Annotated in this window: 15 protein-coding genes; all 15 read left to right on the top strand. The window is 43.9% G+C overall.

What is annotated here, in order from left to right; translation table 11 throughout:
- Window positions 1–92: 92 nt before the first annotated feature.
- The gene (gene spoVG, locus EV146_RS25875) at window positions 93–383 is read left to right on the top strand and encodes a septation regulator SpoVG (RefSeq protein ID WP_023613316.1); all 291 of its coding nucleotides are present in this window, start codon (window positions 93–95) and stop codon (window positions 381–383) included.
- Window positions 384–606: 223 nt separating this feature from the next.
- Entirely contained in the window at window positions 607–1,980 is a 1,374-nt protein-coding gene (gene glmU, locus EV146_RS25870; protein WP_132011498.1) for a bifunctional UDP-N-acetylglucosamine diphosphorylase/glucosamine-1-phosphate N-acetyltransferase GlmU, read from the top strand.
- 14 nt (window positions 1,981–1,994) lie between these two features.
- A complete protein-coding gene (locus EV146_RS25865) occupies window positions 1,995–2,951 on the top strand; it encodes a ribose-phosphate diphosphokinase (RefSeq protein ID WP_121610367.1) in 957 nt (318 codons plus the stop codon).
- Window positions 2,952–3,096: 145 nt separating this feature from the next.
- A complete protein-coding gene (locus tag EV146_RS25860) occupies window positions 3,097–3,741 on the top strand; it encodes a 50S ribosomal protein L25/general stress protein Ctc (RefSeq protein WP_132011497.1) in 645 nt (214 codons plus the stop codon).
- A gap of 73 nt (window positions 3,742–3,814) precedes the next feature.
- Window positions 3,815–4,375 carry an aminoacyl-tRNA hydrolase gene (pth, locus tag EV146_RS25855; RefSeq protein WP_132011496.1) on the top strand — a complete coding sequence of 187 codons (561 nt, stop codon included), beginning with the start codon at window positions 3,815–3,817 and terminating at the stop codon, window positions 4,373–4,375.
- Window positions 4,376–4,472: 97 nt separating this feature from the next.
- On the top strand, window positions 4,473–4,703 hold the full coding sequence (locus EV146_RS25850) for an anti-sigma-F factor Fin (RefSeq protein WP_121610364.1): 231 nt from the start codon (window positions 4,473–4,475) through the stop codon (window positions 4,701–4,703).
- 145 nt (window positions 4,704–4,848) lie between these two features.
- On the top strand, window positions 4,849–8,382 hold the full coding sequence (gene mfd / locus EV146_RS25845; RefSeq protein WP_132011495.1) for a transcription-repair coupling factor: 3,534 nt from the start codon (window positions 4,849–4,851) through the stop codon (window positions 8,380–8,382).
- Window positions 8,383–8,635: 253 nt separating this feature from the next.
- On the top strand, window positions 8,636–9,172 hold the full coding sequence (spoVT, locus tag EV146_RS25840; RefSeq protein WP_121610362.1) for a stage V sporulation protein T: 537 nt from the start codon (window positions 8,636–8,638) through the stop codon (window positions 9,170–9,172).
- 167 nt (window positions 9,173–9,339) lie between these two features.
- Window positions 9,340–10,965, top strand: a complete 1,626-nt coding sequence (locus EV146_RS25835) for a putative polysaccharide biosynthesis protein (RefSeq protein WP_132011494.1) — start codon at window positions 9,340–9,342, stop codon at window positions 10,963–10,965.
- Complete coding sequence (gene yabN / locus EV146_RS25830) at window positions 10,962–12,422, top strand: bifunctional methyltransferase/pyrophosphohydrolase YabN (RefSeq protein ID WP_132011493.1); 1,461 nt, start codon at window positions 10,962–10,964, stop codon at window positions 12,420–12,422. The genes EV146_RS25835 and yabN overlap by 4 nt, the downstream gene beginning before the upstream one ends.
- 42 nt (window positions 12,423–12,464) lie before the next feature.
- The gene (locus tag EV146_RS25825) at window positions 12,465–12,734 is read left to right on the top strand and encodes an RNA-binding S4 domain-containing protein (protein WP_121610359.1); all 270 of its coding nucleotides are present in this window, start codon (window positions 12,465–12,467) and stop codon (window positions 12,732–12,734) included.
- Window positions 12,735–12,820: 86 nt separating this feature from the next.
- A complete protein-coding gene (gene yabP, locus EV146_RS25820; protein ID WP_121610358.1) occupies window positions 12,821–13,123 on the top strand; it encodes a sporulation protein YabP in 303 nt (100 codons plus the stop codon).
- Window positions 13,120–13,752, top strand: coding sequence for a spore cortex biosynthesis protein YabQ (yabQ, locus tag EV146_RS25815; RefSeq protein ID WP_132011492.1), 633 nt, complete (start codon window positions 13,120–13,122; stop codon window positions 13,750–13,752). The genes yabP and yabQ overlap by 4 nt, the downstream gene beginning before the upstream one ends.
- Before the next feature lie 16 nt (window positions 13,753–13,768).
- Window positions 13,769–14,143 (top strand): FtsB family cell division protein, encoded by a 375-nt coding sequence (locus tag EV146_RS25810; protein ID WP_121610356.1) that lies wholly within the window; start codon window positions 13,769–13,771, stop codon window positions 14,141–14,143.
- A 104-nt stretch (window positions 14,144–14,247) separates the two neighbouring features.
- Window positions 14,248–14,694, top strand: a complete 447-nt coding sequence (locus tag EV146_RS25805) for a S1 domain-containing RNA-binding protein (RefSeq protein ID WP_121610355.1) — start codon at window positions 14,248–14,250, stop codon at window positions 14,692–14,694.
- The last annotated feature ends 215 nt before the right edge of the window (window positions 14,695–14,909 follow it).

Here is a 14,909-nt window from a genome sequence, read left to right as displayed (position 1 = left end):
TAAAAATTATTTATGGAATTAAGAAGGAAAATTGGAATTGTTGTTGAATTTAATAAACTAGATTTTATCTTTTACAAAAGGTGGTGGAACGAATGGAAGTGACTGACGTAAGATTACGCCGTGTGAATACAGATGGACGGATGAGAGCGATTGCTTCTATCACGCTTGATAACGAATTTGTTGTTCATGATATTCGTGTCATAGATGGAAATAATGGGCTTTTCGTCGCGATGCCAAGCAAGCGCACACCAGACGGAGAGTTTCGTGATATCGCCCATCCAATTAATTCGGGCACACGTGGCAAAATCCAGGATGCTGTATTGGCAGAATACCACCGTTTAGGTGAGTTGGAAGTGGAATTTGAAGAAGCTGGAGCTTCTTAAGCCATTCAATTAGTTAAGATTATAATCAACAGGGGCCTACTCACAAGTAAGGCTCTTTTTTATTTTCCCGCTAAGCCTATTTTTAAACTTCTCTTTTGTTTCCCCGCCGGTCCTTTTCCCTAATCTTTCTGTAAAAATATTGTACTGGGCCACCTTATGTTGAAATCTGCTGTATTATAGGATATATTTTTAATGGATAAAAAGGTAAATTGGGGGCTTGTTGATGTCTAATCGTTATGCCGTTATTTTAGCTGCCGGCCAGGGTACCAGGATGAAATCGAAGCTGTATAAAGTGCTTCATCCAGTTTGTGGGAAACCCATGGTCCAGCATGTCGTTGATCAAGTGAAGAGTCTTAATATAAATGAAATCGTCACGATTGTCGGTCATGGTGCCGAGAAGGTCAAGGCACAGCTTGGAGCAGCGAGCCACTACGCCCTGCAGGAGGCTCAGCTCGGAACCGCTCATGCTGTGCTGCAGTCGAAGGAAATGCTCGCTGGCAAAGAGGGAGTTACCATTGTTGTTTGCGGCGATACTCCATTAGTGAAGGCCGAGACAATGGAAGCTTTATTTCATCATCATGAAGAGACGGGTGCCAAGGCAACCATCCTGACAGCAAGAGCAGAAGACCCTGCCGGATACGGACGTATTATCCGGAATGAGGGGGGCCTTGTAGAAAAAATCGTTGAGCATAAGGATGCTACAGAAGCAGAACGGGCTATTGATGAAATTAATACGGGTACATACTGTTTTGATAACAAGGCGTTATTTGAGGCTTTGGAAAATGTATCAAATGATAATGTCCAGGGGGAATATTACCTTCCGGATGTGATTGAAATTTTAAAGAAACAGGGAGAAATTGTTTCTGCCTATGTCACTGATAACTTCGAGGAAACGATGGGCGTCAATGACAGGGTTGCGCTGGCGGAAGCGGAAAGGATCATGAGGAAAAGAATTAATGAGTCTCATATGCGCAACGGAGTATCCCTCATTGATCCCGCAAATACTTATATTGGATCGGCTGTTTCGATTGGTTCAGATACTGTCATTTATCCGGGAACCGTTATTTCCGGCAGCACAGTGATCGGGACGGACTGTAAAATCGGCCCGAACAGTGAAATTGAAAACTGCGAAATTGGCAACAATACTGTTATCCGCCAATCCGCGGCCTTTGATAGTGAAATTGGCTCCCAGGTGAATATTGGTCCATTTGCACATATCAGGCCAAAGTCAGAAATCCATGATGAAGTGAAGATTGGCAACTTTGTGGAGATTAAAAAGGCTGTATTCGGGAAAGGCAGCAAAGCTTCCCATTTGAGCTATATCGGGGACGCTGAGGTTGGCAGTGATGTGAACATCGGCTGCGGTACCATCACAGTGAATTATGACGGAAAGAACAAGCATCTGACGAAAATAGAGGATGGTGTTTTCATTGGCTGCAACTCCAATCTCGTTGCACCAGTGACAGTTGGAAAAGGGGCCTATGTGGCCGCTGGCTCTACAATTACAGAAGATGTTCCAGGAGAAGGTCTTGCGATTGCACGGGCACGCCAGGTGAATAAAGAAGATTATGCAGGGAAATTGAATTTAAAGAAATAACTTGGAGGTCCATGATGACAAACCAATATTTAGACCCAAATTTAAAGGTGTTTACGCTGAATTCCAATAAAGCTTTAGCTGAGGAAATTGCAAAGGTAATCGGTGTGGAATTAGGGAAATGTTCTGTTTCCCGGTTCAGCGATGGAGAAATCCAAATCAATATCGAGGAAAGCATCCGCGGCTGTGATGTTTTCATCATTCAATCCACCAGCGCTCCAGTCAATGAGCATATCATGGAGCTGCTGATCATGATTGATGCGTTAAAACGCGCTTCTGCCAAGACCATTAATCTGGTGATTCCTTACTACGGATATGCCCGTCAGGACAGAAAAGCCAGGGCGCGTGAGCCGATTACTGCAAAGCTTGTTGCAAATCTCCTTGAAACAGCTGGAGCGACCCGCGTGATTACACTTGATTTACATGCACCGCAAATCCAAGGTTTCTTCGATATCCCGACAGACCAGTTATTGGGTGTGCCGATCCTGGCACAATATTATAAAAATAAAAACTATGACGGGGATATTGTTGTTGTTTCCCCTGACCACGGCGGAGTGACAAGGGCAAGGAAACTGGCAGAACGTTTAAAAGCCCCTATTGCCATCATCGATAAGCGCCGTCCGCGTCCAAATGTTGCAGAGATCATGAATATCGTCGGAAATATTGAAGGCAAAGTGGCGATATTGATCGACGACATCATCGATACTGCGGGAACCATTACGCTGGCTGCGAATGCCCTTGTCGAGAATGGGGCACTTGAGGTCCTCGCCTGCTGTACCCACCCAGTCCTTTCGGGTCCGGCAATCGAGCGAATTGATAACTCTAAAATTAAAGAATTGGTCGTTACCAACACAATTGCTCTTCCTGAAGAGAAAAGGATTGGAAAAATTACTGAGCTGTCCGTGGCGCCTCTGCTTGGGGAAGCGATCATTCGTGTCCATGAAGAACAATCAGTTAGTACACTCTTTGATTAATATAGGCAAATTCAGGCTTGCTTTCGGGCAGGCCTTCCCCTGCATCCCACTGTTCCGGAACAATGCAGACGTTTAATTTCGGTCAATTTGGGGCATTTTTTAAATGACATGCCTTAAATTTGCATTTGGAAGGGGACGGAAAAATATGGGTGCCGTATTGAAAGCAAATGAACGCACTGATTTACAACATTCCAGTTTGAAACGACTAAGGGCTGAAGGCAATATTCCAGCTGTGGTGTACGGAAGGAATCAAGAGAGCCAATCTGTTTATGTAGACAGCGTGGATTTCCTTAAGACCATCCGTGAAGTGGGAAGAAACGGGATTATCTCCCTTGATGTCGGCGGAAATACTACAGAAGTAATGCTAAGTGATTATCAGGAGGACTCCATTAAAAGAGACATCCTGCATGCCGATTTTATTGCGGTGGATATGGGGTCTGAAATTACTGCAACCGTAAGGCTGAACCTTACAGGTGAAGCAGCCGGTGTCAAGGATGGCGGCGTGCTGCAGCAGCCGGTGCACGAGATCTCCGTCACCGCAACACCAGGAAATATCCCTGCTGCGGTAGAGCTGGATGTCACCAATCTGCAGGTGGGTGAAACCCTCATGGTAGCGGATTTAAAAACAAACAATAATTATCAAATTAATGACGATGAATCGCTTGTTCTCGCCTCCATCCTTGCTCCGAGGCAGGAAGAGGAAATTAGTTCAGGGGAGCAGCAAGAGCCTGGCACACCTGAAAATGAAGAAGGAAGAGAGACCGAAGCAAGCGAAGAAAGCGAAAGCTAGAAGAATAGACGCAGCCTTAAGGGTTGCGTCTATTCCTTTTTAGATTCTGCATGCTGTATCGGAGGATAAAAGGATGAAATTATTTGTGGGCCTTGGGAATCCAGGCAGACAATATGAGAATACAAGACATAATATTGGGTTTAATGTGATCGATGCGCTTTCCAATCGATTCAATATCCCGCTGAACCAGACAAAATTTAAGGGCCTATTTGGGAGCGGAATTGTCAAAGGGGAGAAGGTTTTTCTTTTAAAGCCGCTGACGTATATGAATCTTTCTGGTGAATCCATCCGACCATTGATGGATTACTACGATATGGGAATAGACGATTTGCTGGTAATCTATGATGATTTAGACCTTCCGACGGGCAAAATCAGGCTAAGGCAAAAAGGCAGCGCCGGAGGCCACAATGGCATCAAGTCGACAATTGCACATACCGGCACCCAGGAATTCAAACGGGTCCGCGTTGGCATCAGCCGCCCGCAAAATGGAATGGCCATCACCGATTATGTGCTTGGAAGGTTTTTGGATGAGGAGCAGGCTGATATCGACCAGGCTGTTCAAAAGGCATGCGATGCTTGCGGCGAGTGGCTTGAAAAGCCGTTTCTCCAAGTGATGAACACCTATAATCAATAATCATAAAAGGACGGCCTCCGGCATAAAATAAGCTATGAATAAGTTCCTTCCAATCGGTGAATAATATTATTGACCGGATGAACAGGAGGGGACAGGCATGGCCATGAATTACTACTGCCGTCATTGTGGAACAAAAATTGGTTCGCTGGACAAGGTTTCTGTCCACAGCGAAAGCTTGGGATTCCATAAGTTGACGGATGAGGAACGGAATGAGATGATTTCGTATACAGGCAATGGAGACATTGATGTAAAATCCATCTGTGAAGATTGTCAGGAATCGCTTGAACGAAATCCAGGGTTCCATGAAAATGACTACCTTATTCACTGAAACGCTTTGGACATCTCCTCCAAAGCATTTTTCTATTTATATTTTGACCTGTTATTATAATAGATACTGAATTGAATTTTTTAGCTAGATATGATCTAGCTCCAGTAAGATTACTGGAGCATTTCTTAGTGAGGGAGAGGTTGGAATGCAAGGGCTTAAAGCTCTTTTTAGTCAGCAGGACGATGTCCATTCAGTTATTTCCGGAATGGAGGTTGGCCTTAAGGAACAGCTTGTGGCCGGTCTTTCAGGGTCAGCCAGGACTGTTTTTTTAGCCTCTATTTATGAAAAGACAAACCGCCCTGTCCTGGTGGTTACTCATAATTTACTGCAGGCGCAAAAACTGTACGATGATCTGGCGGGACTAGTCGGGGAAACGAATGTGTATCTTTATCCTGCAAATGAATTGATCGCCGCAGAAATCAGTGTATCATCCCCTGAACTAAAGGCTCAAAGAATCGACGCACTGAACCATTGGGCGAGCAAGAAACAGGGAATAGTGATTGCCCCGATGGCCGGGCTTCGAAAGATTCTTCCGCCAAAGGAAATGTGGACTAAATTCCAAATGAATTTTTCCGTTGGAGATGATATTGATCTCGATAAAACGCTTCACCAGTTAGTCAGCATGGGTTACGTACGCTCAGACCTTGTATCGGCACCGGGCGAGTTCAGCGTGCGCGGGGGGATTATTGATTTATATCCGCTTACTGCTGCAGATCCATACCGGCTGGAGCTCTTTGATACAGAGATTGATTCAATCCGATCGTTTTCACTTGAAGACCAAAGGTCGAAGGAAAAACTTACGGCCATTTCAGTAGGCCCGGCCACAGAGTATCCAACGGAACCGGCCAATTTAGAGAAAATGCTTGCCGGTCTTGAGGATGGGCTTTCCAAAAGTCTTAAAAAACTGAAAGATGAGAAAGCCAAAAATCAATTATCACAAAATATTAGCTATGAGCTCGAGCAGCTCAAGAACGGGCAAAAGCCTGATCAAATGTTTAAATACATGTCCATTGCTTATGATACGCCTCAAAGTTTGCTAGATTACTTGCCTGCCAATGGATTTGTTTTTATCGATGAAATCAGCAGGGTTCAGGAAATGAATGAATCCCTTAATAAAGAAGAAGCAGAGTGGTATACAAGCATGCTTGCCGAGGGGCAGATGGTCCATGATTTAAAAGTTTCCCACCACCTTCCTGAGCTGCTGCAAAAATCAGCCAACCCATTCGTGTACATGAGCCTGTTTTTAAGACATGTACCCAATACAAATCCTCAAAATATAATTAATATGTCCTGTAAACCAATGCAGAACTTCCATGGTCAGATCAATGTTCTAAAAGCAGAGATGGAACGCTGGAAAAAGGGAAATTATTCCGTCATTTTCCTTGGTCCTGATGATGAGCGGACACAGAAGCTCGAGCGTGTGCTGGAGGATTATGAAATTGAAGCCGTTAAAGTGAAAGACACGCAGCTCATTCCAGCAAGGGCACAAATCATTAATGGAAGCCTGAATACCGGGTTTGAATTGCCGATCCAAAAAATTGCTGTGATTACGGAAGAGGAGCTTTTCAATAAAAGGACCAAAAAGACCCCCCGCCGCCAAAAGCTAACGAATGCGGAAAGGATCAAAAGCTATTCCGAATTAAAAATCGGGGATTATGTGGTCCACGTCAACCACGGGATAGGAAAATATCTCGGGATTGAGACCCTGATCATAAACGGGGTTCATAAAGACTATCTTCATATCCGTTATCAGGGGACCGATAAGCTTTATGTTCCAGTCGAGCAGATCGACCTTGTCCAAAAGTACGTAGGTTCTGAGGGGAAAGAGCCTAAGGTCTATAAGCTTGGGGGCAGCGATTGGAAACGGGTTAAGAGCAAGGTGCAGTCTTCGGTCCAAAATATTGCCGACGACTTAATCAAGCTGTATGCTGAACGGGAAGCAAGCAGGGGTTATGCGTTTTCTCCAGACGGAGATATGCAGAGGGAGTTTGAAACGTCTTTCCCATATGAGGAGACAGAGGACCAGCTTAGGTCGATACATGAAATCAAAAAGGATATGGAAAATGAACGGCCAATGGACAGGCTGCTTTGCGGCGATGTTGGATACGGGAAAACAGAGGTGGCAATCAGGGCGGCCTTCAAAGCAATCGCTGATGGAAAGCAAGTGGCTCTCCTTGTCCCGACAACCATTTTGGCTCAGCAGCATTACGAAACGATCCGGGAAAGGTTTCAAGACCATCCAATCAATATAGGGCTATTAAGCAGGTTCAGAACAAGAAAGCAGCAGAATGAGACCATTAAAGGGTTAAATGCAGGGACTGTAGACATTGTGATCGGAACACACCGGATCCTGTCAAAGGATATTAAGTACCGAGACCTTGGCCTGCTGATTATTGATGAGGAACAGCGCTTTGGCGTTACCCATAAGGAAAAGATCAAGCAATTAAAGACAAACGTTGATGTATTGACGCTGACAGCGACTCCTATCCCGCGGACACTTCATATGTCCATGCTTGGGGTGCGTGATTTATCTGTCATCGAGACTCCGCCGGAAAACAGGTTTCCGGTTCAGACCTATGTCATGGAGTATAATGGCGGCCTTGTCCGTGAAGCAATTGAGAGGGAGCTTGCAAGGGACGGGCAGGTTTATTTCCTTTATAACCGAGTGGAGGATATTGAAAGGAAAGCAGAAGAAATCTCCATGCTTGTACCGGATGCCAGAGTAACGTACGCCCATGGGAAGATGACAGAAAATGAACTTGAATCTGTTATGCTGGGCTTCCTGGAAGGCGAATTCGATGTGCTTGTCAGTACAACAATTATCGAGACTGGGGTAGACATCCCTAATGTAAATACATTGATTGTCTTTGATGCTGATAAAATGGGCCTGTCACAGCTTTATCAGCTAAGAGGCCGGGTTGGGCGGTCCAACCGTGTAGCCTATGCCTATTTTACGTACCGAAAAGACAAGGTCCTGACAGAGGTGGCAGAAAAACGTCTGCAGGCCATCAAGGAATTTACGGAGCTCGGTTCCGGTTTTAAAATTGCCATGCGTGACTTATCGATACGTGGTGCAGGGAATCTGTTAGGCGCAGAACAGCATGGATTTATTGACTCAGTAGGATTCGATCTGTATTCTCAAATGCTGAAGGAAGCGATTGAAGAGAGAAGACCGGACCCTGAACAAAAGAAAAGGCCATCTGTTGAAATTGACCTTGAAGTGGATGCCTATATCCCTGAATCGTATATTACCGATGGCCATCAAAAGATTGAAATGTATAAACGTTTCCGCGGTCTCACATCCTTTAGCGATATTGAAGAGCTGCAGGAAGAAATGGTGGACAGATTTGGTGATTATCCTGAGGAAGTAGAAAGCCTGCTGAAAATTGCTGAACTGAAGATCTTTGCTGAGACTGCCGGGGTAGAAACCATCAAGCAAGCGAAACAAGAGGTGGTCATTCTGCTTTCCGAAGACGGAAGCAGCAGGATTGACGGCCAGAAAATCTTTAAAATAAGCAATAAATATCGAAGAAATGTAGGCCTTGGCATGGATGGAAAAAAACTCAAAATGACAGTCCAGACAAAAGGCCTGAACAAAGACGAATGGTTCACCATTACATTTGAAATGATTAAAGGGCTTCACGACTCTGTGAGAGAAGAGGAAAACTCAGTATCTTAAGCTAATTGCATTTGTAACACAAATGTAAAATTGGAAAGTGTTTCAAGTAATCGAGACAAGGGTAATTCATAAGTAAGAAAGTTGGAGTTATTATCCATTTTTGGCATCTTTACCACTTATGAGAAAATATTCTTGGGCGTGTATAGAACTTTCCATATGAAAGATACTAAGTTCAATCTTGGTAATAGTGGATAAATAAAGGTTTCCGCTATCTCCAAAAAACAATCATCAGATGAAAGTGAGGCAACGTTGGATGAAAGCAACTGGTATTGTTCGTCGGATCGATGATTTAGGTCGTGTCGTTATTCCCAAAGAAATCAGGAGAACTCTTCGTATTCGTGAAGGTGATCCGTTAGAAATTTTCGTTGACCGCGATGGGGAAGTCATTTTAAAGAAATACTCTCCAATCAGCGAGTTGAGTGACTTTGCAAAAGAATATGCAGAAGCGTTATATGACAGTCTCGGAAACCCGGTCCTTATTTGCGACAGGGATACCTTTATCGCAGTCGCTGGAGGTTCGAAAAAAGACTACCTTAATAAAAACATCAGTGATCTCGTGGAAAAAACCATGGAGGACCGCAGTTCTGTCCTGATGAACCAGCAGGGCACAGTTGCGCTGATAGACGGCGTGGATGATACTGTTTCTGCGTATACCATTGGGCCGATCATTGCTAACGGAGACCCAATTGGAGCTGTTATCATTTTCTCCAAGGAAGGTACACTCGGAGATGTTGAACAAAAGGCGGTCGAGACAGCAGCTGGCTTCCTAGCACGGCAAATGGAACAATAAACAGATCTAATATAAAATCCTACACTTTCAAATAAGGCAGCCTTTTGGCTGTCTTTTATCTTGCCGCTCAGAAAAAGAAAAGTTGAAATACATGACATCTCCTTTGATTTCCATATTGCCCCATATGTTATAATACTTTAGATAACAGCATCGGAAGGAGATGGGCAATGAAGCCCGCAACACAGTCACAGGATTTTTTTAAGGGCGCACTGATCTTGACGGTTGCCGCCTTAGTGTCAAAAATATTGAGTGCCGTTTACCGGGTTCCTTTTCAGAATATTGTCGGGGATGTCGGTTTCTATATTTATCAGCAGGTTTATCCATTTTACGGAGGGTTGCTGGTCCTCTCTACATACGGTTTTCCCGTTGTCATTTCAAAATTGTATACGGAACAGCTCGTCAAAGGAAACAAGGAAAAGGCAGCCAGGCTTTTGCTGATTTCCTTGTTCTTTTTATGTGTTTTGGGCCTTATCCTTTTCTGCTTTTTTTATTTTGGGGCTGAATGGCTGGCTGGTGTCATGGGAGATCAAAAGCTTGCTCTTCTATTTCGGATTGTTGCCATCCCATTTTTGGTTTTCCCCTTTATTTCTGTTTTAAGGGGCTATTTCCAGGGGAGAGGAAATATGGTTCCTACCGCCCTTTCACAGGTTGGAGAGCAGTTCATCAGGGTCTTGACGATTCTTCTGCTTGCCCTATTATTGGTCAGGTCGGGATATTCCCTCTATATGGCTGGCGGCGGGGCCGTAATTGGGTCCATCACCGGCGGGATTGTCAGCTGCTTCATTTTGGCCACTTTTTATATGCGGGCAAGGGATATTTCAATTCTTGGGAGACACGAAATCGTTCAAACAGCCAGAGAAGCTCTGCCGGTGATTAAAACGTTAACGGTACAGGGGTTTGCCTTCAGTATAAGCGGAATGGCATTGATTCTGATGCAGCTGGCCGACTCCCTTAATTTATTGAATCAATTAGTGTCCTCGGGCCTGTCAGAAGAGGCAGCAAAGAAGGCCAAAGGGGTTTTTGACAGGGGGCAGCCTTTAATCCAGCTCGGGACCGTCGTTGCTACATCATTTGCTCTTTCCCTGGTTCCTGCAATCTCAGGGGAAAAGCTGCGGAATCGCAAAGGACAGGTTCTGCAGAATGTAAGGATCTCTCTTCAATTGAGCCTGTTGGTCGGGGCTGCTGCATCCATCGGCTTATATTCAATCATTGAACCAACAAACATTATGCTGTATAGAAACAGTGACGGTTCAAATGTATTGGCACTGTTAAGCTTTATCATTTTACCCGGTTCCATTATGATTACGGTGATAGGGGTATTGCAGGGATTAAATCATTCAATGTTTCCAGCTCTCATCATATTGGGCGGATTTTTGGCAAAATATAGTCTGAACTTTTTTCTCATTCCGCTTTGGGGGACAAACGGAGCCGCCATGGCCACGATGATTGCCATGGCATTTATGATGGCTGTTTTGGCTGGAAGGCTAAGAACCATACTAAAAGGGCCAATCCTATCAGGAAGCTCTATTCTTAGAATTCTGCTTGCCTCCGGGGCAATGGGGTTATTTTTGCAGGTTTATCTGAAGCTGACAGATTTTTTCTATCTATATCTTGCACCGCTTCGGCTGGCAGCTGCCCTTCAGGCTGTTTCGGCAGTTGTTTTTGGGGCGGCCCTCTATTTAATCATCGTAATAAAATTCAGGGTATTGAAAGAAACGGAATTATTGATGCTTCCATTTGGGAGCAAACTGCTGTTTCTGCTGCCTAAAAAGACAGGAGACGATGGACGATGAGCAATAAAATTACAATTATTGGCCTGGGGGCTGGTGATTTGAACCAGCTTCCCTATGGTCTCTATAAATTACTCCTTGAGGAAAAGAATCTGTATTTGCGGACAAAGGAGCATCCTGTAGTAAGTGAACTCGAAAAAGAAGGGCTGAATTATATTTCTTTCGATTCCATCTATGAAAAAAATGATGAATTCGCCGATCTATATGAAGAAATATGTGAAACTCTTCTTTTAAAAGCGAAGGACGGTTCCATTGTCTATGCCGTTCCCGGGCATCCGCTGGTGGCTGAGAAAACGGTACAGCTGCTGCTTGATAGAGGGAAAGCACAAGGTTTGGAGATTGAGATTGGCGGTGGCCAAAGCTTCCTGGATGCAATGTTTCAAGCACTGAAGATTGATCCTATTGAGGGCTTTCAGCTTCTGGACGGCACCGACCTGTCTGCAGAAACCCTGAGGATCAGCACCCATACCATTATAGGACAGGTGTATGACCGCTTTGTGGCATCAGAGGTGAAACTGACATTGATGGAGAAGCTGCCTGATGAGTATGAGGTTGTCATTGTGACAGCTGCCGGAAGCAAGGAGGAAAGGCTTCAGAGGGTGCCGTTATATGAACTGGACCGGGTAACGGAGGTTAATAACCTTACTTCTGTTTATGTTCCTCCAGTGAAAGATGAGGAACTGCTATACAGAGAATTCGCCTCATTTCGCCGGATCATAGCAGAACTGCGAGGACCAAATGGATGTCCGTGGGATAAAAAGCAGACACACGCCTCCTTAAAGAAATACTTGATAGAAGAAGCATACGAGCTGATTGAGGCAATTAATAATGAGGATATTGATCATATGGTTGAGGAGCTGGGAGATGTGCTGCTCCAGGTTATGCTCCATGCCCAAATAGGGGAAGACGATGGGTACTTTACCATCGAGGATGTAATCGAGGGGATCTCTGAGAAGATGGTCCGCCGGCACCCGCATGTATTTGGGGATATTGTAGCGGAAGATGAGGAAGAAGTATTAAAGAACTGGCAGGAAATAAAAGAGAAAGAAAAAGGCATAGAGCATAAGTCCATTCTTGAAGGTATCGGAAAAGGACTTCCCAATCTCCTAAAAGCTCATGAACTTCAGAAGGAAGCTGCCAAAACCGGATTTGACTGGCTAGATATTGACCCGGTCATTAACAAGGTAAAGGAAGAAATCGACGAATTCCAGGAAGCAAAACAGCTGGAGGACAAGGAAGCCCTCGAATTAGAATTCGGCGATCTTCTGTTTGCGCTGGTCAATGTTGCAAGACATTATAAAATAAATCCTGAAGAAGCCCTGTTTAAGACAAATTTAAAATTCAGCAGGCGTTTTTCCTATATTGAAGGAAGGGTCAGAGAAAGCAATCGGAGCTTTGAGGATTATACACTTCAAGAATTGGACCAGTTCTGGGATGAGGCCAAGCAAAAAGGACTGTAAAAGAAAAAAGAGAGTGTATTTAAAAAAGGAGGTTTAATCTTTATGAGATTGGATAAATTTTTAAAGGTGTCCAGACTGATTAAAAGGCGGACAATGGCAAAGGAAGTATCGGACCAGGGACGGATTGCTGTTAACGGTGTGCCGGCTAAAGCAAGTACAAATGTCAAAGTAGGGGATGAATTAACCATCCGATTTGGCCAGAGAAGAGTAACTGTAAAAATAGAACGGGTTCAGGAAACCTCCCGGAAGGAAGAAGCAGCGGAAATGTATCAAATCATCAAGGAAGAGCGCCTTTCCGAAACGAACGAGTAGAATCGGCCCCAACGGCTTGTTCTATTTGTACCCCCGCAGTCATACATATGTACAAACAGTGATAAGCGATTGTGGGGGATTATATAATGAGCCAATATTTTGAACCGAACCAGCAAAAAGGGAACATTCCCGACCATGATGTCATCATGAGGGGAAGGCGGACACTTGAAATTTCTGGTGTAAAGCAAGTGGAGAGCTTTGATAATGAGGAGTTCTTGCTTGAAACAGTCATGGGCTTCCTGGCTATTAAAGGACAGAACCTGCAAATGAAGAACCTGGATGTTGATAAAGGGATTGTCTCGATCAAAGGCAAAATATTTGATTTGGTCTATCTTGATGAGCAGCATGGGGAGAAGGCTAAAGGTTTCTTTAGCAAGCTGTTTCGATGACACTTTCGACTCAATTTCTTACGATGCTTGCAATGATCGGAATGGGAAGCCTGTTTGGGGCTTCGCTCGATACGTATAATCGATTTTTACAGAGGCACAAACGAAAAACCTGGATCATTTTTATCAATGATATTCTTTTTTGGGTCTACCAAGGTCTTTCCGTTTTTTACGTATTGTTTTCTGTTAACCAGGGGGAGCTACGGTTTTATATTTTCATTGCCTTGCTTTGCGGATTTGCAGCTTATCAAAGCTTGATCAAACGCCTTTACTTGAAGATCCTGGATTGGGTCATTTCATTGGCCGTAGCCTCCTACCGCCTTTCTGTTAAAATCGTATTCACATTGATATACAGGCCTTTGCGCTTTTTAACCATGGCGATTGTATCCCTTCTATTATTGGCAGGGAAGGGAATTTGGTCCTTGCTTAAAACCATCCTGGCTATTTTGCTATGGATTCTGAGAGTGGCAGGGAAACCATTTGAGATGCTGCTGTCTTATTTTTGGAAGCTTTTGCCGAAAAAGATTAAAAAAACCGTCGAGAGATTATATAATAGATTGGCAGGATTTACAGATCACTTAAAGAATTACACTGTTAAGCTGATAGATAGGATAAAAAAGATAAAAAAATAAGGAGGACTGCGAGGAAATGAGTGCCTTAAGGAACCGAAATGTAGCCAAAATCGAAAACCAGTATGTAAAGCAGCAAGAAGTAGCAGGGATTGCAGAAAACAGGAAACGAAAGCGGTTATTCAGGCGCCTCACAGTCTTTTTTGCTTTTGCCTCAATCATTACCGTATTAATGATTTCTACTACCATTTCTCAAACCTCCGCCCTGGAGCAAAAGCAGGAAGTAGTAGAAGAGCGTAAACAGGAGCTTTCCAGCCTTAAGAAACGTCAGGAAATCCTCGAAGAAGAGATCGTCAAACTTAATGATGATGAATACATTGCAAAGCTGGCCAGAAGTGAATATTTCCTTTCGGAAAAGGGTGAAATTATCTTTAAGCTGCCTGATGAAAACTAGGGAAAGCCATGCAAAAAGCCGGTTTATTGACACTTTTTTTCTCAATTGGGTATAATATGTAATAAGTTTGATTTTTTATATCTTTAAGGAGGAACATTCTTTTTATGTCAATCGAAGTAGGCAGCAAGTTACAGGGAAAGGTTACAGGGATCACCAATTTCGGAGCGTTTATTGCGTTGCCGGATGGATCAACTGGGCTTGTCCATATTAGCGAGGTCGCCGATAATTACGTAAAGGATATCAATGACCATTTAAAAGTGGGGGATCAGGTAGAGGTAAAGGTGCTTAATGTCGAGAAAGATGGAAAGATTGGTTTATCCATCAAAAAGGCCATCGACAGACCGGAAAGACCCGCCAGACCTGAGAGATCAGATTCTAAGCCCTACTCCCAGCGCCCGCGTCAAGGAAGAGCTAATGATAATCGCAACAGCCGCCCAGAGAACTTTGAGACAAAAATGGCTAAATTCCTGAAGGACAGTGAAGACCGCCTGTCATCACTCAAACGCAATACGGAATCAAAGCGTGGTGGCAGAGGGGCCAAAAGAGGGTAAACTTGCTGCTGAGGTTTTATATATAATGGCATATGCCAATTCCAAGACAAGTCACGGAGGCTTGTCTTTTTAATTTCCCCACATTTTTAAAAACAGAAAAAAGCACTGGAAGTTTCCAGTGCTCAGGCTGTCGAGAAACTCTCGACAGCCTTTATTTTTAATCTTTTACTTTAACTATTCACCGCGTTAATTTGATATAATATAAGTACTACTAA

Source organism: Mesobacillus foraminis, assembly GCF_004340465.1.
GTDB lineage: Bacteria > Bacillota > Bacilli > Bacillales > Cytobacillaceae > Mesobacillus_B > Mesobacillus_B foraminis.
The sequence above is the reverse complement of the archived record's forward strand: the minus strand, read 5'-3'. Positions and strand labels throughout refer to the sequence as shown.

What these genes read in the sequence shown, in the direction of transcription:
- spoVT (WP_121610362.1), top strand. Translation starts at nt 8,636, where the DNA reads ATGAAAGCAACTGGTATTGTTCGTCGGATCGATGATTTAGGTCGTGTC.
- spoVG (WP_023613316.1), top strand. Translation starts at nt 93, where the DNA reads ATGGAAGTGACTGACGTAAGATTACGCCGTGTGAATACAGATGGACGG.
- EV146_RS25810 (WP_121610356.1), top strand. Translation starts at nt 13,769, where the DNA reads ATGAGTGCCTTAAGGAACCGAAATGTAGCCAAAATCGAAAACCAGTAT.
- EV146_RS25860 (WP_132011497.1), top strand. Translation starts at nt 3,097, where the DNA reads ATGGGTGCCGTATTGAAAGCAAATGAACGCACTGATTTACAACATTCC.
- mfd (WP_132011495.1), top strand. Translation starts at nt 4,849, where the DNA reads ATGCAAGGGCTTAAAGCTCTTTTTAGTCAGCAGGACGATGTCCATTCA.
- glmU (WP_132011498.1), top strand. Translation starts at nt 607, where the DNA reads ATGTCTAATCGTTATGCCGTTATTTTAGCTGCCGGCCAGGGTACCAGG.
- EV146_RS25835 (WP_132011494.1), top strand. Translation starts at nt 9,340, where the DNA reads ATGAAGCCCGCAACACAGTCACAGGATTTTTTTAAGGGCGCACTGATC.
- yabQ (WP_132011492.1), top strand. Translation starts at nt 13,120, where the DNA reads ATGACACTTTCGACTCAATTTCTTACGATGCTTGCAATGATCGGAATG.
- yabP (WP_121610358.1), top strand. Translation starts at nt 12,821, where the DNA reads ATGAGCCAATATTTTGAACCGAACCAGCAAAAAGGGAACATTCCCGAC.
- EV146_RS25865 (WP_121610367.1), top strand. Translation starts at nt 1,995, where the DNA reads ATGACAAACCAATATTTAGACCCAAATTTAAAGGTGTTTACGCTGAAT.
- EV146_RS25850 (WP_121610364.1), top strand. Translation starts at nt 4,473, where the DNA reads ATGGCCATGAATTACTACTGCCGTCATTGTGGAACAAAAATTGGTTCG.
- pth (WP_132011496.1), top strand. Translation starts at nt 3,815, where the DNA reads ATGAAATTATTTGTGGGCCTTGGGAATCCAGGCAGACAATATGAGAAT.
- EV146_RS25805 (WP_121610355.1), top strand. Translation starts at nt 14,248, where the DNA reads ATGTCAATCGAAGTAGGCAGCAAGTTACAGGGAAAGGTTACAGGGATC.
- yabN (WP_132011493.1), top strand. Translation starts at nt 10,962, where the DNA reads ATGAGCAATAAAATTACAATTATTGGCCTGGGGGCTGGTGATTTGAAC.
- EV146_RS25825 (WP_121610359.1), top strand. Translation starts at nt 12,465, where the DNA reads ATGAGATTGGATAAATTTTTAAAGGTGTCCAGACTGATTAAAAGGCGG.